The 20977-nt window shown below is 71.6% G+C and carries 23 protein-coding genes and 7 tRNA genes; 5 read left to right on the forward strand and 25 right to left on the reverse strand.

The window, feature by feature from the left end; all coding sequences use genetic code 11:
* Positions 1-194: 194 nt before the first annotated feature.
* The 9 genes from rnc to I3F58_RS17360 form a co-directional block, all read right to left on the reverse strand.
* Positions 195-1070, reverse strand: a complete 876-nt coding sequence (rnc, locus tag I3F58_RS17325) for a ribonuclease III (RefSeq protein ID WP_240109521.1) — start codon at positions 1068-1070, stop codon at positions 195-197.
* A gap of 7 nt (positions 1071-1077) precedes the next feature.
* Positions 1078-1251: a 50S ribosomal protein L32 gene (rpmF, locus tag I3F58_RS17330; RefSeq protein ID WP_003957604.1), complete on the reverse strand. Its 174-nt coding sequence runs from the start codon at positions 1249-1251 to the stop codon at positions 1078-1080.
* 2 nt (positions 1252-1253) lie between these two features.
* Complete coding sequence (locus I3F58_RS17335) at positions 1254-1892, reverse strand: DUF177 domain-containing protein (protein ID WP_240109542.1); 639 nt, start codon at positions 1890-1892, stop codon at positions 1254-1256.
* A gap of 164 nt (positions 1893-2056) precedes the next feature.
* Positions 2057-3160, reverse strand: coding sequence for an ATP synthase F0 subunit B (locus tag I3F58_RS17340; protein ID WP_240109522.1), 1104 nt, complete (start codon positions 3158-3160; stop codon positions 2057-2059).
* A 101-nt stretch (positions 3161-3261) separates the two neighbouring features.
* A complete protein-coding gene (coaD, locus tag I3F58_RS17345) occupies positions 3262-3783 on the reverse strand; it encodes a pantetheine-phosphate adenylyltransferase (RefSeq protein ID WP_240109523.1) in 522 nt (173 codons plus the stop codon).
* Positions 3780-4364: a 16S rRNA (guanine(966)-N(2))-methyltransferase RsmD gene (gene rsmD, locus I3F58_RS17350; RefSeq protein WP_240109524.1), complete on the reverse strand. Its 585-nt coding sequence runs from the start codon at positions 4362-4364 to the stop codon at positions 3780-3782. Before rsmD ends, coaD begins: the two co-directional genes overlap by 4 nt.
* A 78-nt stretch (positions 4365-4442) precedes the next feature.
* Positions 4443-6635 (reverse strand): ATP-dependent DNA helicase RecG, encoded by a 2193-nt coding sequence (gene recG, locus I3F58_RS17355; protein WP_374207990.1) that lies wholly within the window; start codon positions 6633-6635, stop codon positions 4443-4445.
* A 25-nt stretch (positions 6636-6660) separates the two neighbouring features.
* Complete coding sequence (locus I3F58_RS29410; RefSeq protein WP_275678616.1) at positions 6661-6783, reverse strand: hypothetical protein; 123 nt, start codon at positions 6781-6783, stop codon at positions 6661-6663.
* Positions 6784-6921: 138 nt separating this feature from the next.
* Positions 6922-8535 (reverse strand): DAK2 domain-containing protein, encoded by a 1614-nt coding sequence (locus tag I3F58_RS17360; RefSeq protein WP_240109525.1) that lies wholly within the window; start codon positions 8533-8535, stop codon positions 6922-6924.
* Positions 8536-8797: 262 nt separating this feature from the next.
* On the opposite strand from I3F58_RS17360, the gene rpmB reads away from it, so the two are divergent.
* Positions 8798-8983: a 50S ribosomal protein L28 gene (gene rpmB / locus I3F58_RS17365; RefSeq protein WP_003957616.1), complete on the forward strand. Its 186-nt coding sequence runs from the start codon at positions 8798-8800 to the stop codon at positions 8981-8983.
* Positions 8984-9083: 100 nt separating this feature from the next.
* Here rpmB and thiD read toward each other — a convergent pair whose 3' ends face one another.
* Both thiD and I3F58_RS17375 read right to left on the reverse strand, forming a co-directional pair.
* Positions 9084-9911, reverse strand: a complete 828-nt coding sequence (thiD, locus tag I3F58_RS17370; RefSeq protein WP_240109526.1) for a bifunctional hydroxymethylpyrimidine kinase/phosphomethylpyrimidine kinase — start codon at positions 9909-9911, stop codon at positions 9084-9086.
* Entirely contained in the window at positions 9908-10870 is a 963-nt protein-coding gene (locus I3F58_RS17375) for a thiamine-phosphate kinase (RefSeq protein WP_240109527.1), read from the reverse strand. Before I3F58_RS17375 ends, thiD begins: the two co-directional genes overlap by 4 nt.
* Positions 10871-11185: 315 nt before the next feature.
* Between I3F58_RS17375 and I3F58_RS17380 the strand changes: the two genes are divergently transcribed.
* Positions 11186-11419, forward strand: a complete 234-nt coding sequence (locus I3F58_RS17380) for an Lrp/AsnC family transcriptional regulator (protein ID WP_240109528.1) — start codon at positions 11186-11188, stop codon at positions 11417-11419.
* A gap of 69 nt (positions 11420-11488) precedes the next feature.
* Here I3F58_RS17380 and I3F58_RS17385 read toward each other — a convergent pair whose 3' ends face one another.
* The 3 genes from I3F58_RS17385 to I3F58_RS17395 all read right to left on the reverse strand — a co-directional run bounded on the left by I3F58_RS17385 (position 11489) and on the right by I3F58_RS17395 (position 14494).
* On the reverse strand, positions 11489-12637 hold the full coding sequence (locus I3F58_RS17385; protein WP_240109529.1) for a D-alanine--D-alanine ligase family protein: 1149 nt from the start codon (positions 12635-12637) through the stop codon (positions 11489-11491).
* A gap of 97 nt (positions 12638-12734) precedes the next feature.
* Complete coding sequence (locus I3F58_RS17390; RefSeq protein WP_240109530.1) at positions 12735-13745, reverse strand: NAD(P)H-dependent glycerol-3-phosphate dehydrogenase; 1011 nt, start codon at positions 13743-13745, stop codon at positions 12735-12737.
* A complete protein-coding gene (locus I3F58_RS17395; RefSeq protein ID WP_240109531.1) occupies positions 13742-14494 on the reverse strand; it encodes a 1-acyl-sn-glycerol-3-phosphate acyltransferase in 753 nt (250 codons plus the stop codon). Before I3F58_RS17395 ends, I3F58_RS17390 begins: the two co-directional genes overlap by 4 nt.
* 153 nt (positions 14495-14647) lie before the next feature.
* On the opposite strand from I3F58_RS17395, the gene cofC reads away from it, so the two are divergent.
* Together cofC and I3F58_RS17405 are read left to right on the forward strand one after the other, a co-directional pair.
* On the forward strand, positions 14648-15325 hold the full coding sequence (gene cofC / locus I3F58_RS17400; RefSeq protein WP_240109532.1) for a 2-phospho-L-lactate guanylyltransferase: 678 nt from the start codon (positions 14648-14650) through the stop codon (positions 15323-15325).
* Positions 15326-15334: 9 nt separating this feature from the next.
* Positions 15335-15538, forward strand: coding sequence for a hypothetical protein (locus I3F58_RS17405; protein ID WP_240109533.1), 204 nt, complete (start codon positions 15335-15337; stop codon positions 15536-15538).
* Between the two features lie 140 nt (positions 15539-15678).
* On the opposite strand, the gene I3F58_RS17410 is transcribed toward I3F58_RS17405, so the two are convergent.
* The 4 genes from I3F58_RS17410 to leuC form a co-directional block, all read right to left on the reverse strand.
* Positions 15679-16290 (reverse strand): HU family DNA-binding protein, encoded by a 612-nt coding sequence (locus tag I3F58_RS17410; RefSeq protein WP_240109534.1) that lies wholly within the window; start codon positions 16288-16290, stop codon positions 15679-15681.
* 142 nt (positions 16291-16432) lie between these two features.
* Positions 16433-16660 carry a hypothetical protein gene (locus I3F58_RS17415; RefSeq protein WP_240109535.1) on the reverse strand — a complete coding sequence of 76 codons (228 nt, stop codon included), beginning with the start codon at positions 16658-16660 and terminating at the stop codon, positions 16433-16435.
* A gap of 383 nt (positions 16661-17043) precedes the next feature.
* On the reverse strand, positions 17044-17637 hold the full coding sequence (gene leuD, locus I3F58_RS17420; RefSeq protein ID WP_240109536.1) for a 3-isopropylmalate dehydratase small subunit: 594 nt from the start codon (positions 17635-17637) through the stop codon (positions 17044-17046).
* Positions 17638-17645: 8 nt separating this feature from the next.
* Positions 17646-19076 carry a 3-isopropylmalate dehydratase large subunit gene (leuC, locus tag I3F58_RS17425; protein ID WP_240109537.1) on the reverse strand — a complete coding sequence of 477 codons (1431 nt, stop codon included), beginning with the start codon at positions 19074-19076 and terminating at the stop codon, positions 17646-17648.
* A 201-nt stretch (positions 19077-19277) separates the two neighbouring features.
* On the opposite strand from leuC, the gene ndgR reads away from it, so the two are divergent.
* Complete coding sequence (ndgR, locus tag I3F58_RS17430) at positions 19278-19994, forward strand: IclR family transcriptional regulator NdgR (RefSeq protein WP_240109538.1); 717 nt, start codon at positions 19278-19280, stop codon at positions 19992-19994.
* Positions 19995-20172: 178 nt separating this feature from the next.
* On the opposite strand, the gene I3F58_RS17435 is transcribed toward ndgR, so the two are convergent.
* From I3F58_RS17435 to I3F58_RS17465, 7 genes are all read right to left on the reverse strand, one after another.
* Positions 20173-20245, reverse strand: a tRNA-Glu gene (locus tag I3F58_RS17435).
* 22 nt (positions 20246-20267) lie between these two features.
* Positions 20268-20339: transfer RNA gene (locus I3F58_RS17440), tRNA-Gln, on the reverse strand.
* 18 nt (positions 20340-20357) lie between these two features.
* Positions 20358-20433, reverse strand: a tRNA-Glu gene (locus I3F58_RS17445).
* 62 nt (positions 20434-20495) lie between these two features.
* A tRNA-Glu gene (locus I3F58_RS17450) sits at positions 20496-20568 on the reverse strand.
* Between the two features lie 21 nt (positions 20569-20589).
* Positions 20590-20661: transfer RNA gene (locus I3F58_RS17455), tRNA-Gln, on the reverse strand.
* Between the two features lie 18 nt (positions 20662-20679).
* Positions 20680-20755, reverse strand: a tRNA-Glu gene (locus tag I3F58_RS17460).
* Positions 20756-20817: 62 nt separating this feature from the next.
* Positions 20818-20890: transfer RNA gene (locus I3F58_RS17465), tRNA-Glu, on the reverse strand.
* Between the last annotated feature and the right edge of the window lie 87 nt (positions 20891-20977).

Consider the following 20977-nt stretch of genomic DNA (forward strand, 5'->3'; position numbering starts at 1 on the left):
GGATCTCCTTCACAGCGGGGCAACGGGAGAGCCCCGCCGCACCGGGATGGTACGACGGGGCACGGAAGCGAAGACAGCCGATGTCACGGCCGACCGCACAGCGCGGGGCGAACCCCCGCGGCCCGGCATCGGCGCGAGGAACCGGCCCGCTCACGCGGGCCGGCCGCACCAGCCGCTGCCGGTCCCTTCGGCTGTCAGGCCGAGGGCGCGCTGCCGGGGGTGTCGGGTGCGGAAGAGGAGTCGGCGGCCTCTCCTGTGCCCGCGCTCCCGCCGGTCGCGGCGGCAGTGCCCTCGGCCGCGGCCTTCGCCGCCGCCTCGCGCTCGTCCGCCGCGGCGCGGATGGACCGCCACGCGGACTCCGCCGCCTGCTGCTCCGCTTCCTTCTTGCTGCGGCCGGTGCCGGTGCCGTACGAGACACCACCGACGCGGGCGGCAGCAGTGAAGGTCTTCTCGTGGTCCGGGCCGGTCTCGCTGACCAGGTACTCCGGAACACCGAGGCCCTCGGCCGCGGTGAGTTCCTGGAGGCTGGTCTTCCAGTCCAGTCCGGCACCGAGGTTCGAGGACTTCTCGATCAGCGGGTCGAACAGGCGGTGCACCAGCTCGGAGGCCGCCTCCAGACCCCGGTCGAGATAGACCGCGCCGATCACCGCTTCCAGGGTGTCGGCGAGGATGGACGCCTTGTCCCGGCCTCCTGTGCCCTCTTCACCCCGGCCGAGCCGGATGAAGGCGCCCAGATCGAGGCCGCGTCCGACCTCCGCCAGCGCACGCGAGTTGACCACCGCGGCCCGCAGCTTGGCCAGCTGGCCTTCGGGCAGGTCGGGGTGGGTGCGGTACAGCGTGTCCGTGACCACCAGGCCGAGCACGGAGTCCCCGAGGAACTCCAGCCGCTCGTTGGTGGGCAGGCCGCCGTTCTCGTACGCGTAGGAGCGGTGGGTCAGCGCACGCACCAGAAGGGCGGACTCGACTTCATAGCCGAGCCGCCCTTCCAGAAGCGTGTGGGACGAGGCCGTGTTCTCCGCCTGCTTCTTGGCGTCATCCGCCATTTTCTGGCCAGACACGGTGCCTCTCACCAGCCGCTCAGACCGCGAGGACCTGGCGCTTGTTGTACGTGCCGCAGCTGGGGCACGCGATGTGCTGCTGCTTCGGCTCCTGGCAACGCTCACACGAAACCAGGGTGGGGACCGCAGCCTTCCACTGCGACCGGCGGTGGCGCGTGTTGCTGCGCGACATCTTCCGCTTCGGAACAGCCACGGCTACTTCTCCTGCTTCTCGTCGACGCCCGAATCGGCGCCGCTCATGTCGTCCTTCTCACCGGCTCCGAGTGAACCGGCGAGTCCCTGCAGTGCCGCCCAACGGATGTCGACGGCGTCATGGTGGTGGTCCGGGTTCTCGTTGAGACCGACCCCGCACTCGGGGCACAGTCCCGCACAGTCCTCCCGGCACACCGGCTGCATCGGCAGTGCGAGCACCACCGCATCGCGCAGCACGGGTTCGAGGTCGAACATGCCGTCCTCGAGGGGGATCATGTCCTCGTCCTCGGCGTCGTCGCCGGGCTCCGCCTGCTTGCTGCGGCCCCGGTCGTCGGCGTCGGGGTACGAGAACATCTCCTGGAAGTCCGCTTCGACCTCACGGCCCAGCGGCTCCAGACACCTTACGCACTCCCCCTCGGCGGTCGCACGGGCGGTGCCTGTGACAAGCACCCCTTCCATGACCGACTCGAGGCGGAGCTCCAGCTCGACGGGCGAGCCCTCCGGTACGCCGATGACTCCTTCGATCCCGAGGTCGGCGGGGGCCGCCACCTCGCGGGCCAGCCGCTGGAGGGCACCGGGACGCCGCCCCAGCTCGTGTGTGTCGAACACGAGGGGGTTGCGGTGGTCGAGGCGCGTGCTCAGGGCTTCTCCTGCGTTTCGGGTTCCTGCGGAATCGTGAAGGGGGCCGCCCCGTGCGTTCCGGGTGGTGAAACGGGCAGCCGGGATCGCGGACGTACTCGCGACCGAAGAGCCAGGATACTGGACGCTCCGCCCCAGGCCCAATCCGGCCGCCGCGACGCAGCGGCTCAGTGGCCCTGACCGTGGCCCTGCTCGTACCGGCGGAGCTGCTCCAGGTCGATCATGCTCGTGTCGAAGAAGCTGGTCTCGTCGAGCGCGGCCGTCGGCTGCGCCTGTTCCTGCGGGGCCGCCTGAGGGTGCTGCTGGTACGCGTACGGGTCGGGCTGCTGGGCGTAGCCGCCCTGGCCGTAGCCGTGGGTCTGGTCGTGGCCCTGGTCGTATCCGGTCTGCTGCTGGTAGGCGTACGGGTCCTGCTGGCCGTAGCCGTAGCCGTCCTGGGCCGGCTGGGCCTGGTAGGCGGCGGCGTACGGGTCGGGCTGGTGTGCGGGCTGCGGCGGCAGCTGCTGGGGGATCGCGGCGGGCTGCGCGGCGGGCGCGGGGTCCGCGAGCTCGGCCAGGCCCGCGAGGTAGTCGGCGTCGCTGGTGTGCACCTGGGCCTGTCCGGCCGCGTCCTGGGCGGCCATGTGCTCCCCGAGGTCGTCGGAGGTGGTCCGGCCGTGCAGCTTCTGGCGGCCCCGTCCGACGGCCTCCAGGGTCTTGGAGAGGACCGCTTCGAAGGCGCTCAGCTTGGCGTCCACGTACTCGTCGGCGCGGCCGACGAGGGTGCGGGGGTCCTCGCTGTACTCGGGGGCGTCCTCGTCGGCGTAGCCGTCCGCGTCCAGGCCGGGACCGCGGCCGAGGAGCTTCTCACGGCCCCGGTCGACGGAGCCGATGGTCTTGGTGAGAACGACCTCGAAGTTGGCGAGTTTGGAGTCGACGTAGTCGTCGGCCTCCGCCCTGATCTCCTCGGCCTCGCGGCGGGCGTCCGAGAGGATGCGGTCGGCCTGCTCCTGGGACTGGCGGGCGACCTGGGTGTCCGAGACGAGCGTGCCGCGCTCGGCGTGGGCGGCCTCGATGATCCGCTGGGCCTCCTGGCGGGCCTGCTCGACCATCTGCTCACGGCCGCCGATCAGCTCCCGGGCCTCGGCCAGGGAGCCGGGCAGGGCCTGGCGCAGGTCCTCCAGCATGGCGAGCAGCTCGGCGCGGTTGACCACGCAGGAGGCCGACATGGGCATGGACCGGGCGTTCCCGACCGCTTCGACGATCTCGTCGAGCTTCTTCTGCACGTCCACCGTGTGCTCGCCACTCTCTACAGCCGTGTTTTGGAGACGGACGGGACGACTGTACGGCCACTCGGCACCACGCGGACACCGGGTGACGGCCTGTCAGCGGATCACTTCTCCGAGGACCTGCCGCGGAGCCGTTCGACGAGCGCCTCGTGGACGATCGGGGGCAGCAGGTGGGAGACGTCGCCGCCCCAGGCCGCGACCTCCTTGACCAGCGAGGACGACAGGAAGCTGTACGTCGGGTTGGTCGGTACGAACAGGGTCTCGACACCGGTCAGGCCGTTGTTCATCTGGGCCATCTGGAGTTCGTAGTCGAAGTCGCTGACCGCGCGCAGGCCCTTGACGATGGCGGGGATGTCCCGCTCCTTGCAGAAGTCGACCAGGAGGCCGTGGTGGGACTCCACCACGACGTTGTCGAACTCCGCGGTGACCCGGCGGATGAGGTCCATCCGCTCCTCGACGGTGAAGAGGCCCTTCTTGGACTGGTTGATCATCACCGCGACGTGCACGACGTCGTACAGCTTGGAGGCGCGGGCGATGATGTCGAGATGTCCGTTGGTGATGGGGTCGAACGACCCCGGACAGACTGCTCGGCGCAACTGAAGTCCCTCGCTCTCCGGTCCGGTCATGGTGCGTCTTCGCACGTAGAGGCGGCGCGACCGTACCAAAACGTTCCCTCGCCGTAGCGACGGGCCCGCAGCGGCTCGAAACCTCGGGGCCAGGCGAATTCCCCGCCTCTGGTGCTGCGCTCCACGGTGGCGATCGCGTCGTCGGCGAGCCACCCCTGGCGGCGGAGTGTGAGGAGTATCTCCCGAAGATCGTCGTCCGGGACGGCGTAGGGCGGGTCGAGGAAGACCACGTCGTACGGCTCCGTGGGCGCGGGGCCGGTGACGAGCTGCTCGGCCTTGCCGGTGCGTACCTCGGCTCCGGGCAGGCGCAGGTTCCTGACGTTCTCGCGGACCGTGCGGGCGGCCCGGTTGTCGGCCTCGACGAGCAGGGCGTGGGCGGCGCCCCGGGAGAGGGCCTCCAGGCCGACGGCGCCGGATCCGGCGTACAGGTCGGCGACGCGGATGCCCCGGAGGGTGCCGAGGAGCGCCTCCCAGGTGGAGAACAGGCCCTCGCGCGCACGGTCGGAGGTGGGGCGGGTGCCGTTGCCCGGCGGGACGGCCAGGCGGCGTCCGCCGGCGGCACCGGCGATCACGCGGGTCATGTCTGTGGGGTCCTTGTCGCTGAGGTCCTTCGGGGGCTCGCCTCCACGATATGGGCTCCGGGCTCGGGGAGGGCCGCCTCAGCCCTTGTCGAGGTACTCCTCCCGCTCCTTGTCGAGCAGGGCGTCCAGTGCGGTGCGCAGCGCCGGGTGCCGGTCCAGGCCGGGGTCGGCGCGGACGAGGGTGTCGGCCTCGGCGCGGGCGGCGGCGATGACCTCCTCGTCCTCGATGACGGCGAGCATCCGCAGGGAGGAGCGGGCCCCGGACTGGGCCTGGCCCAGGACGTCGCCCTCGCGGCGCTGTTCGAGGTCGATGCGGGACAGTTCGAAGCCGTCGAGGGTGGCGGCGACGGAGGCGAGGCGCTGCCGGGCCGGGGTGGCCTGGGGCATGTCGGTGACGAGGAGGCACAGCCCGGGGGCGGAGCCGCGGCCGACCCGGCCCCGGAGCTGGTGGAGCTGGGAGACGCCGAAGCGGTCGGCGTCCATGATGACCATCACGGTGGCGTTGGGGACGTTGACACCGACCTCGATGACGGTGGTGGCGACCAGGACGTCCACGTCGCCTGCGGCGAAGCGGCGCATGACGGCGTCCTTGTCGTCCGGGTGCATGCGGCCGTGCAGGATCTCGACGCGCAGGCCGGTCAGGGGGCCCTTGGCGAGCTGTTCGGCCACGTCGGTGACGGCGAGCGGGGGCCGCTTCTCGGCGGCGTCCTCGGCGGACTCCTTCCTGCCCTTGCCGTTCTCCGTCGCCTCGTCGAGGGCGTCCCCGATGCGCGGGCAGACGACGTACGCCTGGTGGCCGCCCTGGACCTCCTCACGGACGCGTTCCCAGGCGCGGTCCAGGAAGTGCGGCTTGTCCTGGGCGGGGACGACGTGGCTGGCGATCGGGGAGCGCCCGGCCGGGAGCTGGTCGAGGACGGAGGTCTCCAGGTCTCCGAAGACGGTCATGGCGACGGTGCGCGGGATCGGTGTGGCGGTCATGACCAGCAGGTGTGGCGGCTGCTTGCCCTTCCCCCGCAGGGCGTCCCGCTGTTCGACGCCGAAGCGGTGCTGCTCGTCGACGACGACCAGGCCCAGGTCGTGGAAGAGGACCTTGTCCTCGATGAGGGCGTGGGTGCCGATGACGACGCCGGCTTCGCCGGTGGCGAGGTCCAGGAGGGCCTGGCGGCGGGCGGCGGCGCCCATGGACCCGGTGAGCAGCACGACCTTGGTGCCCTGTTCGGACCCTCCGAGCATCCCTCCCTCGGCCAGGTCGCCCATCATCTCGGTGACGGACCGGTGGTGCTGCTGGGCCAGGACCTCGGTGGGCGCGAGCATGGCGGCCTGGCCGCCCGCGTCCACGACGGCGAGCATGGCCCGGAGGGCGACGAGGGTCTTGCCGCTGCCGACCTCGCCCTGGAGGAGCCGGTGCATGGGGTGCTCGGTGGCCAGGTCGTCGAAGATCTCCTGGGACACGGCCTTCTGGCCGTCGGTGAGCGTGAACGGCAGCCGGGCGTCGAAGGCGTCGAGGAGCCCGCCGGGCACCGGTCTGCGCGCGACGGCGGGCAGCTGTGTCTCGGCGTGGCGGCGGCGGGCGAGGGCGACCTGGAGGACGAACGCCTCGTCCCACTTGAGACGGTCGCGGGCGTCCGCGATGTCGGCCTGGGTCCGGGGCCGGTGGACCTTGCGGAGCGCGTCCGGAAGCTCCAGGAGCCCCCGCCCCTCGCGCAGGGCGGGCGGCAGCGGGTCGACGGCGTCGTGGGCGCGGGGCAGGACGGCGTCGACGGCCTTGGCGATCTTCCAGGACTCCAGTCTGGTGGTGGCGGGGTAGATCGGGATGAGCGCCCCGGCCCAGGAGCCCACGGCGTCGGCGCCGTCCTCGGCGCGCAGCAGCTCGTAGGCCGGGTGGGCGAGCTGGAGCCTGCGGTTGAAGAGCGACACCTTGCCGGCGAACATCGCGCGGGTGCCGGGCAGCAGCTCCTTGTGGGGCTTGTGGACGCCCTTGCCGAAGAAGACCAGCTGGAGCCGCCCGCTGCCGTCGGTGATGGTCACCTCCAGCCGCTGCCCCCGCCCCCGGGACCCGCTGTAGGTGTGCACGCGCGCGTCCGCGACCTGCGCGACGACCGTGACATGCTCGTCCAGCGGCAGTTCCGCCAGCCGCGTCAGCTCCCCGCGCTCGGCGTACCGGCGCGGATAGTGATGCAGCAGGTCCCCGACGGTCCGCAGGTCGAGGTACTCGGCCATCACCTTGGCGGTGGCCGGTCCGAGGACCTTCGCCAGTGGTTCGCTCAGCACGGGAACGACACCTCGTCTCGCACGTTCATCGGGCGGTGCCTCCGAGAGGCGACAGGCCCCGGACGGTCCGCAGGCCGGGGCGCTCGGCCAACACCTCGGCGGTGGCGGGGCCGGTGGCCTTGGTCAGGGGTTCTTCGAGCGCGGGCACGCAACCTATTGCACACCACGACTCTGACAGAGGCGGTGTGTCAGCCCGCCCGGTGTCCGGGGGCGCGTGTCGCTCCGGGGCGGCCCTGCCCGAAGAGGCTGCTGGGACGGACCGGGTCCGGGGGCGGGGCACCCGGGTTCACTCGACGCCGATCAGCAGCGGGGCCTGCTGGCTGCCGCCGTGGTGGACGCAGGTGTCGACCGCCAGGTAGCGGTCGCGTACATGGGCTTCGAGGCGTTCCGCGAGGGCCGGGGGCGTGTCCTCGGCGAGGATGAGCGTGACGAGTTCGCCGCCCGCCGCGAGCATCCGGTCCAGGACCGTCTCCGCGGTCGCCGCCAGGTCGCGGCCGATCACCGCGACATCGCCCTCGATGAGCCCCAGGACGTCCCCGGCCTGGCAGACCCCGGCGGAGGTGAAGGACTGGCGTGCCGCGACGGCCAGTTCGCCGTAGCGGGTGGCGCCGGCGGCGGCGGTCATGGCGACCACGTCCTCGTCGAAGCGGCGCTCCGGCTGGTGGACGGCGAGGGCGGCGACGCCCTGGACGGCGGCCCGGGTCGGGATGAGCGCCACGCGGACGCCCTCGGCGCGGGCCTGCTCGGCCGCCGCGGCGGCGGGGTGCCACAGGTCGGCGTCGTTCGGCAGCAGCACCACCTCGCGTGCGTGGGCCCGCCGCACGGCGTCGAGCAACTCGCCGCTGGCCGGCGGTTCCCCGGGCCGGGCGACCACGGGCGTGGCGCCCGCCTCGGCACAGAGGGCCGCCAGCCCCTCCCCCGGGACCACGGCGACGACGGCCCGCTGGGCGGGCTCTCCCGCGAGGGCCGGTCCCTCAGCCGCGAAGTGCGTGATCCGGATCCGGTAGGGGCGTCCCGCCTCGATGCCGGCCTCCACGGCGGCACCCGCGTCGTCCACGTGCACATGGACGTTCCAGAGCCCTTCGCCGCCCACGACGACCAGCGAGTCGCCCAGCCCGTCCAGCCGGTCCCGGAGCCGGGTCACGGCCGCGTCGTCGGCCTCCAGCAGGTAGATGACCTCGTACGCGGGCCCGCCGCCCCCGCAGCTCACCTCGGGCACCGCGTGCGGGGCCACGACGGCCCGCTGGTGGCGGGGTGTCCGCGCGGGCGCCTCGCCCGACAGTGCCTCCACGAGCGCGCCCAGCACGGTCACGAGCCCCCGTCCCCCGGCGTCCACGACCCCCGCCTCCCGCAGCACCGCGAGCTGTCCGGGCGTCGCCTCCAGGGCCGTGCGGGCCCCGTCGTACGCGGCACGGGCGACCGCGGCCGGTCCGCTGCCCGCACCGGACGGTGCGGCCTCCGACGCGGCGGACGCCACGCTCAGGATCGTGCCCTCCACGGGGTGGGCGACGGCCTGGCGGGCGGAGGCGGACGCCGCCCGCAGGGCGTCCGCCAGGTGGTCCCCGTCACAGCCGCGGGCCAGCACCTCGGCCATGGACCGCAGCAGCTGCGCCAGGATCGTGCCCGAGTTGCCGCGGGCGCCGATGAGCGCGCCGTGCGCCATGGCCCGTACGACGTCGGCCAGGTCCGGGGTCCCGGTCCCGTGCGCGGTGAAGACAGCCTCCACGGCCCGGCTCGCGGACTCCGCGGTGAGGTACAGGTTCGTGCCGGTGTCGCCGTCGGGGACGGGATAGACGTTGATCGCGTCGATCTCCTCGCGCTCGCGGCCGAGGGCCTGAAGCGCCAGGGTGCACCAGGCGCGGACCGCTGCGGAGTCGATGGTCTCGGCGGTCTGCGGCACCTGCGTGATCCTCCTCGATTCGGCTGCACCGCAGGGTAGACCCCGTGGCGGGGGCCGTCCCCGCCCCGGGCCCGGGGCGGGGTCCCGGCCGTCCGTGGTAGTTTCGTACTGCCGAAGTGGCCGTTGTATGCTGCTCCGGTTGCCCGACGAAAGTCGGGCCGTCCCGGCAACGCCACTTCAGTCACCGACCCTCATGTCACCGATCTGATTCCGGCTCTGCCGGATTTCAATGTAAGTGCATCTGAAGTCTTTGGAGTGACCCGTGGCTGCCAACTGCGACGTCTGCGGCAAGGGGCCGGGCTTCGGCAACAACATTTCGCACTCGCACCGCCGTACGTCCCGTCGCTGGAACCCGAACATCCAGCGCGTGCGTGCCGTGGTCGGTCGGACGCCGAAGCGGCTCAACGTCTGCACCTCGTGCATCAAGGCCGGCAAGGTCTCGCGCTAATCGCGACGTTCTGTCGTAGCGCAGCCTCTGCGGTTGCCTTGAAAGCCGGTCCACCTCCTGGTGGACCGGCTTTTGCCATGTCCGGGGGCCGCGACCGGACCTAGGCGCGCAGACGCCACCCGTGATCGACCGGCCCGATGCCCGCCCCCAGCGCGAATCCGGCGGCGATCGCGCCCGTGACGTACGCCTTCGCCTCGCGCGCGGCCTCCGGCACCGTGAGTCCCCTGGCCAGACCGCAGGCCACGGCGGAGGCGAGGGTGCAGCCGGTGCCGTGGGTGTGCCGGTTGTCGTGCCGGGGGGCGCGCAGCCAGTGTTCCTCGGTGCCGTCGGTGAGCAGGTCCACGGCCTCCGCGGCGTCGCCGGGGAGGTGCCCGCCCTTGATGAGCGCCCAGCGCGGGCCGAAGCCCAGGAGGGCGTCGGCGGCCCGCCGCAGGTCGTCCTCCGTCTCGACCCGTACGCCGGTGAGCCGGTCCACCTCGTCCAGGTTGGGGGTGGCGACCGTGGCGACCGGGAGGAGCCGCTTCCGTACCGACTCCAGGGCGGAGGCGGCGAGCAGCGGGTCGCCGTGCTTGGAGACGCCGACCGGGTCGACGACGGCCGGGGCGCCGGTCCCCGCGAGCAGTTCCGCGACCAGTTCCACGAGGGGCGCGGAAGAGAGCATGCCGGTCTTGACGGCCTGGACGCCGATGTCGTCGACGACGCTGCGGTACTGGGCGCGTATCGCCTCGCCGGGCAGTTCCCAGGCGCCTTGGACGCCCTGGGAGTTCTGGGCGGTGACGGCGGTGAGGACGCTCATGCCGTGGACGCCGTGGGCCAGCATGGTCTTGAGGTCGGCCTGGATACCGGCCCCGCCGCCGGAGTCGGAGCCGGCGACGGTCAGGACGCGCGGCGGGGCCGCGACAGGGGCCGCGGGGGCGGAGGAGGTCACTCGTGGCCTCCGAAGTGGTCCCAGCCGCCCTTGGTGTGCCAGGGGGCGCCGTCGACGGTCACCTGGGGCAGTGCGGAGGGGTTGAGGACCTCGCCGATGACCTTCCAGCGGGCGGGCAGCTTCACGTCCTGCGGGAAGGTCGCGACGATCGCGTGGTCCTCTCCCCCGGTGAGCACCCACTGGAGCGGGTCGACGCCGACGGCCTGGCCGATGTCGTTCATCTGCGTGGGGATGTCGATGGCGGCGGAGCGCAGGTCGATGCGGACCTTGCTGGCCTCCGCGATGTGCCCGAGGTCCGCGATCAGGCCGTCGCTGACGTCGCACATGGCGGTGGCGCCGAGCCCGGCCGCGGCGGGCCCGGCGTGGTAGGGCGGTTCGGGGCGGCGGTGCGCCTCGACGAAGGCGCGGGGGGAGCGGAAACCGCGGGACAGGACGGCGAACCCGGCGGCCGACCAGCCGAGCCAGCCGGTGTAGGCGACGACGTCGCCGGGCTGGGCGCCGCCGCGGGTGACGGGCTCGTGGTTCCGGAGGTCTCCGAGGGCGGTGATGGAGACGGTGATGGTGTCGCCGCGTACGACGTCGCCTCCGACGACCGCGGCTCCGGCGACCTGGCACTCGTCGCGCAGCCCGTCCATGAGTTCGCTGGGCCAGGTCGCGGGGAGTTCGGCGGGGACGACCAGTCCGAGGAGAAGGGCGGTGGGGACGGCACCCATGGCGGCGATGTCGGCCAGGTTCTGGGCGGCGGCCTTGCGGCCGACGTCGTAGGCGGTGGACCAGTCGCGCCGGAAGTGGCGGTTCTCCACCAGGATGTCCGTGCTGGCGACCACGCGCCGGTCGGGCGCCACGACCACGGCCGCGTCGTCGCCCGGGCCGATGCGCACGGCCGGGGTGGTGGTGAGCCGGGACGTGAGCTCCCTGATCAGCCCGAACTCCCCGAGCTCGCCGACTGTGCCCTTCACCGAGGTTCACCTCTCCATGTCGTCGTGGGCTCACCGTACGACCGGTTCGGTTCCGGTGGTGTTCCGGTGCGGTTGCGGTCGCGAGCCGTCACTGCTGTAGGTACGGTCGGGCAGACGGGCCGAGCCGTCAACTTCTGTCTGCCGTGCGCCCGCCGCGGGCGCGCCACCGGCCCCGCGGGTCTCCCCGCGACGTGCGGCGACGCGATACCGTGGCGTCTCTTTCTTCCCTGGGTTTCCTGGGTTCCGCTGGTTTTCCCGGGGTTCTCCCGGGGAGGCCCCACCCAGGATGATCCTCGCGGCCGCCCTGGAGGTTTCGTGGTACAGGCGTACATCCTGATTCAGACCGAGGTGGGCAAGGCGTCGACGGTCGCCGAGACCATCGCACGGATCCCCGGCGTGATCCAGGCCGAGGACGTGACAGGTCCGTACGACGTGATCGTGCGTGCCCAGGCGGACACGGTGGACGAGCTGGGCCGGATGGTGGTCGCCAAGGTCCAGCAGGTGGAGGGCATCACGCGGACGCTGACCTGCCCCGTCGTGCACCTGTGAGGGTGCGCCGACAAGGCTGAGCGGGCCGCCGTGGGACCGGCGGCCCGCAGCCGTGTACGGGGTCGGGGATCAGCGCAGACCGGTGGGGCGGCGCAGAGCGGCCTGGATGAGGCGGTCGACGAGCTCGGCGTAGCCGATGCCGGTGGCCTCCCACATGCGCGGGTACATGGAGATGGGCGTGAACCCGGGCATGGTGTTGATCTCGTTGATGACGAACTCGCCGTCGTCGGTGAGGAAGAAGTCCGCGCGGACCAGGCCCTCGCAGGAGGTGGCCTCGAAGGCGGCGACGGCGAGGCGCCGCACCTCGGCGGTCTGCTCGGGAGTGATCGGGGCGGGGACGACTCCGGAGGCGGAGTCGATGTACTTGGCCTCGAAGTCGTAGAAGTCGTGGTCGCTGACCGGCGGGATCCAGGCGGGGAGGCTGGCGCGGGGGCCGTCCTCGAACTCCAGGACGCCGCACTCGATCTCGCGGCCGGTCAGCAGGGACTCGACGAGGATCTTCGGGTCATGGCGGCGGGCCTCCTCGACGGCCGCGTCCAGGCCCGACTCGTCGTCGACCTTGGTGATGCCGAAGGAGGACCCGGCGCGGGCGGGCTTCACGAACAGCGGCCAGCCGTGCTCGTCGGCGAAGTCCACGATCCGCTTGCGGGCGGCGGCCGGGTCCTGATCCCACTCGCGGGGGCGGATGACCTCGTACGGGCCGACGGGCAGCCCGAAGGAGGTGAACACCCGCTTCATGTACTCCTTGTCCTGGCCGACAGCCGAGGCGAGGACTCCGGCGCCCACGTACGGCACGCCCGCGAGTTCCAGCATGCCCTGGAGGGTGCCGTCCTCGCCGTACGGGCCGTGCAGCATCGGGAAGACCACGTCGACCTCGCCCAGGGCCTTCGGGACGGCGCTGGGCTCGGTGTAGACGACCTCCCGGCTGGTGGGGTCGGCGGAGAGGACGACGGTGCCGTCCCCGGGTTCCGCGACGTCGTCGACGCTCGGCAGCGTCCGGCCGGTGATGGCCATCCGCTCCGGGGAGTCTGCGGTCAGCGCCCAGCGGCCGTCGGTGGTGATGCCGATGGGCAGCACGTCGTACTTCGTACGGTCGATGGCGCTGAGGATGGCGCCGGCGGTGACGACGGAGATGGCGTGCTCGGAGCTGCGTCCGCCGAAGACGACGGCCACACGCGGCTTGCGCCCGGGGGTGGTGGGGAGGTTCTCGCTGCTCATATCGCGATGAGCGTACCCGCTCGTACGGTTGGCGTCAGCGTCCGGCGTGGGGGTTCCGCGCCGGGGTCGCGTCCGGGTTCCGCTTCCGGGTCCTGCGTCAGCGCCGTTCGGCCTTGGCGCTGCGGGACATCAGCTCCTTGAGGGCCACCATGGGCGGCTTCCCCTCGTGGACGATGCCGACGACGGTCTCGGTGATGGGCATGTCGACGCCGTGCCGGGTCGCCAGGTCCAGCACGGACTGGCAGGACTTGACGCCTTCGGCGGTCTGCCGGGTGACGGCGATGGTCTCCTGGAGGGTCATGCCCTTGCCGAGGTTGAAGCCGAAGGTGTGGTTGCGGGACAGCGGCGAGGAGCAGGTGGCGACCAGGTCCCCGAGTCCGGCGAGGCCGGAGAAGGTCAGCGGGTCGGCCCCCATGGCCAGGCCGAGGCGGGTGGTCTCCGCGAGGCCGCGGGTGATGAGGGAGCCCTTGGCGTTGTCCCCGAGGCCCATGCCGTCCGCGATGCCGACGGCGAGACCGATGACGTTCTTGACGGCGCCGCCGAGTTCGCAGCCGACGACGTCGGTGTTGGTGTACGGCCGGAAGTACGGGGTGTGGCAGGCGGCCTGGAGCCGCCGGGCGACCGTCTCGTCGGTGCAGGCGACGACGGACGCGGCCGGCATGCGGGCGACGATCTCCTTGGCGAGGTTGGGCCCGCTGACCACGGCCACGCGCTCGGCGGGAACGTCCGCGACCTCCTGGATGACCTGGCTCATCCGCTTGCACGTGCCGAGTTCGATGCCCTTCATCAGGGACACGAGCACGGTGTCGGGGGCGAGCTTGGGCGCCCAGGCGGCGAGGTTCTCGCGGAGGGTCTGGGAGGGAATCGTCAGGACCGTGAAGTCCGCGCCCTCGGCGGCCTCGGCGGCGTCGGTGGTGGCGCGGAGGCCCGCGGGGAGCCGGACACCGGGGAAATACTCGGGGTTGGTGCCGGTGGCGTTGACGGCGTCGGCGACCTCGGCACGGCGGGCCCAGAGGGTCACGTCGCAGCCTGCGTCCGCGAGCACCATGCCGAAGGCGGTACCCCAGGAGCCGGTCCCGTAGACGGCTGCCTTGACCGGGCGTGTCACTTGGCTTCCTCCCCTGCGCCCCTGCGGCGCTGTTCCAGCCGGGCCTTGCGGTGATCGTACGGCTCGCCGGGGGCCTGTTCGCCCCGGACGTCCTCAAGGAGGCGGGTGATGGCCGCCATGATCTCCTCGGTGGCCTCGCGCAGCACCTCGCTGGTGGGTTCGAGGCCGTGGAAGCGGGACAGGTCGACCGGCGGTCCCGCGACGACGGTCAGCGTCTTGCGGGGAAGGAGCCGGAGCTTCTTCTCCTTCGCGTACGGCGGCATCGCCAGGTTGGCACCCCACTGGGCCACCGGGATGACCGGGGCCCTGGTCATCAGGGCGACGCGGGCGGCACCGGTCTTGCCGGCCATGGGCCACATGTCGGGGTCGCGGGTGAGGGTGCCCTCGGGGTAGAAGGCGACGCACTCGCCGCGCTCGATGGCGCCGACGGCGGCGCGGAACGCGTCCAGGGCGTTGGCGGTCTCGCGGTAGACGGGGATCTGGCCGGTACCGCGGAGCATGGTGCCGACGAACGCGCCCTTGAAAAGCCCGGCTTTCGCCAGGAAACGCGGCACCCGGCCGGTGTTGTACTGGTAGTGCGCGTAGGACAGCGGGTCGAGATACGAGTTGTGGTTCACGGCGGTGATGAATCCGCCGTCGGCCGGAATGTGCTCCATTCCGCGCCAGTCCCGCTTGAACAACACCACCAGCGGCGGTTTGGCGATGGCCGCCGCGAGGCGGTACCAGAAGCCGATTCTGCGGCGGGACACGCGGACACCTTCCTGTGGACCTGCTGGTGGTTCTCGTCTTGCCGGGGGTCAAGTGTCGCCCCATGCCCCTGGTCTGTCGAGAACACCGTACGCCCAGGTTCCGGCGGCGGTGTCCCGCCCCCGGCGTCGGCGGGGCGGGACACAATGGGGCGGATGGACACGGGGAGGGATCCGGACGGGCGGCGGGGGCGCTGGTCGCTGGTGGTGCCGCTGAAGCCGCTGGGCGCGGCGAAGACCCGGCTGGCTGGCGCGTTCGGCGCCACCGAGCGGCGTGCGCTGGCACTGGCGTTCGCGCTGGACACGGTGGCGGCGGCGCTGACCTGCGGAGCGGTACGGGATGTGGTGGTCGTCACGGACGACCGGGAGGCGGCGGGGGCACTGACGGGGCTGGGTGCCCGTGTGGTGCCGGACCGCCCCGGCGCGGGCCTCAACGCGGCGCTGGCGTATGGCGCGGCGATGGCGCGGGCACGGCGGCCGGGGGCGGCGGTGGCGACGCTGAATGCGGACCTTCCGGCGCTGCGGGCGGCGGAACTGGCGCGGGTGCTGACAGCGGCGGGGCGTTTTCCGCGGGCCTTTCTGGCGGATGCGGCCGATATCGGTACGACGTTTCTGTCGGCTCGCCCGGGAATTGAATTGCACCCGGCTTTCGGGGGTGCGTCACGGGTGCGGCATTTGTCGTCGGGAGCGGCGGAGATCCGGCTGCACGGGGTCCCGTCCGTGCGCCGGGACGTGGACACGGCCACGGACCTGCGGGCCGCGCTGGCGCTGGGGGTGGGGGTCCGGACGTCGGCCCGCCTCGGTGCCGGGGCCGGGGCCTGGGACGGGCGGTAGGGTGCGGGTATGCAGGCGACCGCGTACACGTACGACCCAGAGACCCGCAGCGGGAGTGTGCTGCTGGACGACGGCACCCCGGTGGAGTTCGGCGCGGAGGCGTTCGACGCGGGCGGTCTGCTGCTGCTGCGCCCGGGGCAGCGGGTGCGGATCGAGACGGAGGGCGAGGCGGGGCCGCCGCGGATCACGCTGGTGACACTGCAGACGCTCTGAAGCGGGCCGCCCGGAGCGGTCCGGGCCTGGCGCCGCCGGCGCCGCACACCGCCACAACACACCGCGGGCCGGGCTCCCTGAGGGGAGTCCGGCCCCGCGTGTGAGTGGCTCGGTGCCGCCGCGCCGCTTACGCGCTGGTGCTACTTCTTGCGTGCGGTGGCCTTCTTGGCCGCCGTCTTGCGCGCCGTGGTCTTCTTCGCGGGCGCCTTCTTCGCCGTGGTCTTCTTGGCCGGCGCGGTCTTCTTCGCCGTGGTCTTCTTGGCCGCGGCGGTGGTCTTGGCCGCCGTCTTCTTGGCGGTGGTCTTCTTGGCGGTGGTCTTCTTCGCCGTCACCTTCTTGGCGGGTGCCGCCTTCTTCGCCGCCGCCTTCTTGGCCGTGGCCTTCTTCGCCGCGGCCTTCTTCACCGTCGCCTTGCCGCCGGTGAGGCTGCCCTTGGGGGCCTTCTTGACGGAGACCTCGCCCGCCTTGGGCAGCCGCTTGGAGCCGCTGACCAGGTCCTTGAAGCCCTGACCGGCACGGAAGCGCGGAACGGAGGTCTTCTTGACCCGGACGCGCTCGCCGGTCTGCGGGTTGCGGGCGTAGCGGGCCGGACGCTCGACCTTCTCGAACGATCCGAAACCGGTGACCGAGACCCGGTCGCCTGCGACGACGGCGCGGACGATGGCGTCCAGCACCGCGTCGACGGCGTCGGCGGCCTGCTGGCGGCCACCCATCTTGTCGGCAATCGCTTCTACGAGCTGCGCCTTGTTCACGTCTTCCCCTTCGGAGACATTGCCGGAACGAAAGTGTTCAAGCTTTTTCGCACGTTAGGCAGATATATACCGCAAATCAAACACGAAACGGGCTAATCACCCTTGTGCCGCAACGCAGTACGCTGCCGAGCACATCGGATGGTCAGTCCCCTTCAGGGAATCGGCCCTCGTCGAGGTCCTTCATCAACCGGTCGAGACGCCTTGCCGCGTCCGCGAGATCGTGCTTCGCCGCTGCCGTGACGACCAGCAGCTTCCGGGACAGCGCCATCCTTACGCCCTCCGGGACTTGCAGTGTGCGCACTCGGGCGTGCGCTTCTTTCAGCCGGGCTGCGACGGCCTCGTAGAGTTCGAGTTGGCTGTCGCGTTCCATGCGCCGATTGTGCCATCTGGGGCGAGTTGTCGCCTCCGTAGGGGGTAACTGGCGTCTGCGGGAAGGGGTTGCGGGCTCAGCGCGAGAAGCTTCCTCCGGTACCCGGCGAATGCCCAACTACCTGCGGCGCAAACCATTTTGGCCCCTTCGGGGGACGGGTGCGGCAGGGGTGCGAGGGGGTCTCGGGATTGGTCGGCCGACATCAGCCGGATGGCCGCCCTGCCGTCGTGCGGGCGTCGCCCGGGAGCCCGCAAAGGGCGGTTTCACGCCACCGGTCCGGGGTGCCGGTCCTCGGTACGCCCGTGGCGCCACGGCATGACGATGCCCCCGGCCGGAAGGTCGGCCGGGGGCACGGTGGACCGTCGGGTGGGACGGCTCCGGGGTCAGAGCGGGAGCGTGCGCGGCTTGTGTGAGGGCCGCCCGGCCTCGTACGCGGCGATGTCCGCCTCGTTCTGGAGCGTGATGCTGATGTCGTCCAGGCCGTTCAGCAGCCGCCAGCGGGCGTTCTCGTCGAGCTCGAAGTCCGCGGTGACGCCGTCCGCGCGGACCTGGCGGTTCTCCAGGTCGACGGTGATCTCGGCGGTCGGGTCGGCTTCGGTCAGCTCCCACAGCGCGTCGACCGTCTTCTGGTCGAGGACTACCGTGAGCAGGCCGTTCTTCAGCGAGTTGCCGCGGAAGATGTCAGCGAAGCGGGACGAGACGACGGCTTTGAACCCGTAGTTCTGCAGGGCCCAGACCGCGTGCTCGCGGGAGGAGCCGGTGCCGAAGTCGGGTCCGGCGACCAGGACCGTGGCGCCCTGCCGCTCGGGGCGGTTGAGCACGAACTCGGGGTCCTTGCGCCAGGCCTCGAAGAGCCCGTCCTCGAACCCGTCGCGGGTGACCTTCTTGAGCCAGTGGGCGGGGATGATCTGGTCGGTGTCGACGTTGCTGCGGCGCAGCGGAACGGCGCGGCCGGTGTGGGTGGTGAAAGCTTCCATGGCTGTTCTCAGACCCCCGCGGGAGTGGTGGCGTCGGCGGTGGACAGGTCGGCGGGCGAGGCCAGGCGGCCCAGGACCGCGGTGGCGGCGGCGACCTGCGGCGACACGAGGTGGGTACGGCCGCCCTTGCCCTGCCGGCCCTCGAAGTTGCGGTTGGAGGTGGACGCGGAGCGCTCACCGGGGGCCAGTTGGTCGGGGTTCATGCCCAGGCACATGGAACAGCCCGCGTGCCGCCATTCGGCGCCCGCGGCCTTGAACACCTGGTCCAGGCCCTCGTCGACGGCCTGGAGGCCGACCCGGACGGAGCCGGGGACGACCAGCATCCGCAGGCCGTCCGCGACGCTCCGGCCGCGCAGCACGTCGGCGGCGGCACGCAGGTCCTCGATCCGGCCGTTGGTGCAGGAACCGACGAAGACGGTGTCGACCGCGATGTCCCGCAGCGGCTGCCCGGCGGTCAGGCCCATGTACTCCAGGGCCTTCTCGGCGGCCAGGCGCTCCGAGGCGTCTTCGTACGAGGCCGGGTCGGGGACGGAGGCCGAAAGCGGGGCGCCCTGGCCGGGATTGGTGCCCCAGGTGACGAACGGGGACAGCGTGGCGGCGTCGATGACGACCTCGGCGTCGAACACGGCGTCGTCGTCGGTGCGCAGCGTCTTCCAGTACGCGACGGCGGCGTCCCAGGCCTCGCCCTCGGGGGCGTGGGCGCGGCCCTTGAGGTAGGCGAAGGTGGTCTCGTCGGGGGCGATCATGCCCGCGCGGGCACCGGCCTCGATCGACATGTTGCAGATGGTCATCCGGGCCTCCATCGAGAGCTTCTCGATGGCGGAACCGCGGTACTCCAGGACGTAGCCCTGGCCGCCGCCGGTGCCGATCCTCGCGATGATCGCCAGGATCAGGTCCTTGGCGGTGACGCCCTCGGGCAGCTCGCCGTCGACGGTGATGGCCATGGTCCTGGGGCGGGCCATGGGCAGCGTCTGGGTGGCCAGCACGTGCTCGACCTGCGAGGTGCCGATACCGAAGGCCAGCGCACCGAAGGCGCCGTGTGTGGACGTGTGGGAGTCGCCGCACACGACGGTGGTGCCGGGCTGGGTCAGGCCCAGCTGCGGGCCGACCACGTGCACGACGCCCTGCTCCACGTCGCCCAGCGGGTGCAGGCGCACACCGAACTCGGCGCAGTTCTTGCGCAGGGTCTCCAGCTGGGCGCGGGAGACGGGGTCCGCGACGGGCTTGTCGATGTCGAGGGTCGGGGTGTTGTGATCCTCGGTGGCGATGGTCAGGTCGAGCCGCCGGACCTGCCGGCCGCTCTTGCGGAGGCCGTCGAAGGCCTGGGGGCTGGTCACCTCGTGCAGCAGGTGCAGATCGATGAAGAGGAGGTCGGGCTCGCCCTCGGCGCGCCGGACGACATGGTCGTCCCAGACCTTCTCCGCGAGTGTCCTACCCATCGCTTTCCCTCCGGCCGGCGTGGATGTGCCGACGGTCTAGAGATACGTGCGCCCACGCCCGAATCTCATCCAGTGATCACACGCGATCCCACGTGCTGGACGCCGGCAGCGGACCGTTGTTCTCGGACCGCCCCTCCAGAGTGGCAAGGTCCCGGGAAAATTGAACTTGCGTTTCACAGAGTGAGACGCGAGTATCGTTGCATGGACAACAGTAGCGGCGTAGGCGTTCTCGACAAGGCAGCTCTGGTACTGAGCGCTCTGGAGTCCGGTCCGGCCACCCTCGCGGGGCTGGTCGCGGCCACCGGACTCGCCCGGCCCACGGCCCACCGGCTGGCTGTGGCGCTGGAGCACCACCGCATGGTGGCGCGGGACATGCAGGGCCGGTTCATCCTCGGCCCCCGGCTGGCCGAGCTGGCCGCGGCGGCGGGCGAGGACCGCCTGCTGGCGACCGCCGGGCCCGTGCTCACACACCTGCGCGATGTGACCGGCGAGAGCGCGCAGCTGTACCGCCGCCAGGGCGACATGCGCATCTGCGTGGCGGCGGCCGAGCGGCTGTCCGGCCTGCGGGACACCGTGCCGGTCGGCTCGACGCTCACGATGAAGGCCGGCTCGTCCGCCCAGATCCTGATGGCCTGGGAGGAGCCCGAGCGGCTGCACCGGGGCCTCCAGGGCGCCCGCTTCACGGCGACGGCCCTGTCGGGCGTACGGCGCCGCGGCTGGGCCCAGTCGATCGGTGAGCGCGAGCCGGGCGTGGCGTCCGTCTCCGCACCCGTACGGGGCCCGTCCAACCGCGTGGTGGCCGCCGTGTCCGTCTCGGGCCCGATCGAGCGCCTGACCCGTCACCCGGGCCGCATGCACGCCCAGGCGGTCATCGACGCGGCGGCGCGCCTCACGGAGGCGCTGCGCCGCACCGGCTGACCCCGCCCTGTCCTGTCCTGGTCCTGTCCTGTACGACTCCGGCCCGTTCGCTTCAACGCCGCAGCGACGGGCCGGAGTCGTGTCTCTGTTCACTTGTCCGATGCCTGCCGCCCGCACACGACCGTGCGCGTACGACACGAAGAAGCCCTCCCCTGATGGGGAGGGCTTCTCCTGTGCGTACCCCCGACCGGATTCGAACCGGCGCTACCGCCTTGAGAGGGCGGCGTGCTAGGCCGCTACACAACGGGGGCGTGGATCACTTGCGCGATCCCGCTGGCCTACCTGGACTCGAACCAAGACTAACTGAACCAGAATCAGTCGTGCTGCCAATTACACCATAGGCCACTGGTGGATGAGACCAGTTGGTACCCCCGACCGGATTCGAACCGGCGCTACCGCCTTGAGAGGGCGGCGTGCTAGGCCGCTACACAACGGGGGCCCTAGCGATCCTGCATCGACGTACATCGGGTGCGACCCGGATGACCTCGCGGGAAGGATCTGTACCCCCGACCGGATTCGAACCGGCGCTACTGCCTTGAGAGGGCAGCGTGCTAGGCCGCTACACAACGGGGGCTTTGCAGATGAGCTCTGCGAGCTGGCCTACCTGGACTCGAACCAAGACTAACTGAACCAGAATCAGTCGTGCTGCCAATTACACCATAGGCCACTGGTGGATGAGACCAGTTGGTACCCCCGACCGGATTCGAACCGGCGCTACCGCCTTGAGAGGGCGGCGTGCTAGGCCGCTACACAACGGGGGCCCTAGCGATCCTGCATCGACGTACATCGGGTGCGACCCGGATGACCTCGCGGGAAGGATCTGTACCCCCGACCGGATTCGAACCGGCGCTACTGCCTTGAGAGGGCAGCGTGCTAGGCCGCTACACAACGGGGGCTTTGCAGATGAGCTCTGCGAGCTGGCCTACCTGGACTCGAACCAAGACTAACTGAACCAGAATCAGTCGTGCTGCCAATTACACCAT

It is taken from the genome of Streptomyces sp. MUM 203J, assembly GCF_022414595.1.
In the GTDB taxonomy this organism is placed as follows: Bacteria; Actinomycetota; Actinomycetes; order Streptomycetales; family Streptomycetaceae; genus Streptomyces.

What these genes read in the sequence shown, in the direction of transcription:
- ndgR (WP_240109538.1), top strand. Translation starts at nt 19,278, where the DNA reads ATGGACAACAGTAGCGGCGTAGGCGTTCTCGACAAGGCAGCTCTGGTA.
- cofC (WP_240109532.1), top strand. Translation starts at nt 14,648, where the DNA reads ATGGACACGGGGAGGGATCCGGACGGGCGGCGGGGGCGCTGGTCGCTG.
- coaD (WP_240109523.1), bottom strand. Translation starts at nt 3,783, where the DNA reads ATGACCGGACCGGAGAGCGAGGGACTTCAGTTGCGCCGAGCAGTCTGT.
- leuC (WP_240109537.1), bottom strand. Translation starts at nt 19,076, where the DNA reads ATGGGTAGGACACTCGCGGAGAAGGTCTGGGACGACCATGTCGTCCGG.
- I3F58_RS17405 (WP_240109533.1), top strand. Translation starts at nt 15,335, where the DNA reads ATGCAGGCGACCGCGTACACGTACGACCCAGAGACCCGCAGCGGGAGT.
- I3F58_RS17385 (WP_240109529.1), bottom strand. Translation starts at nt 12,637, where the DNA reads ATGAGCAGCGAGAACCTCCCCACCACCCCCGGGCGCAAGCCGCGTGTG.
- leuD (WP_240109536.1), bottom strand. Translation starts at nt 17,637, where the DNA reads ATGGAAGCTTTCACCACCCACACCGGCCGCGCCGTTCCGCTGCGCCGC.
- I3F58_RS17415 (WP_240109535.1), bottom strand. Translation starts at nt 16,660, where the DNA reads ATGGAACGCGACAGCCAACTCGAACTCTACGAGGCCGTCGCAGCCCGG.
- rsmD (WP_240109524.1), bottom strand. Translation starts at nt 4,364, where the DNA reads ATGACCCGCGTGATCGCCGGTGCCGCCGGCGGACGCCGCCTGGCCGTC.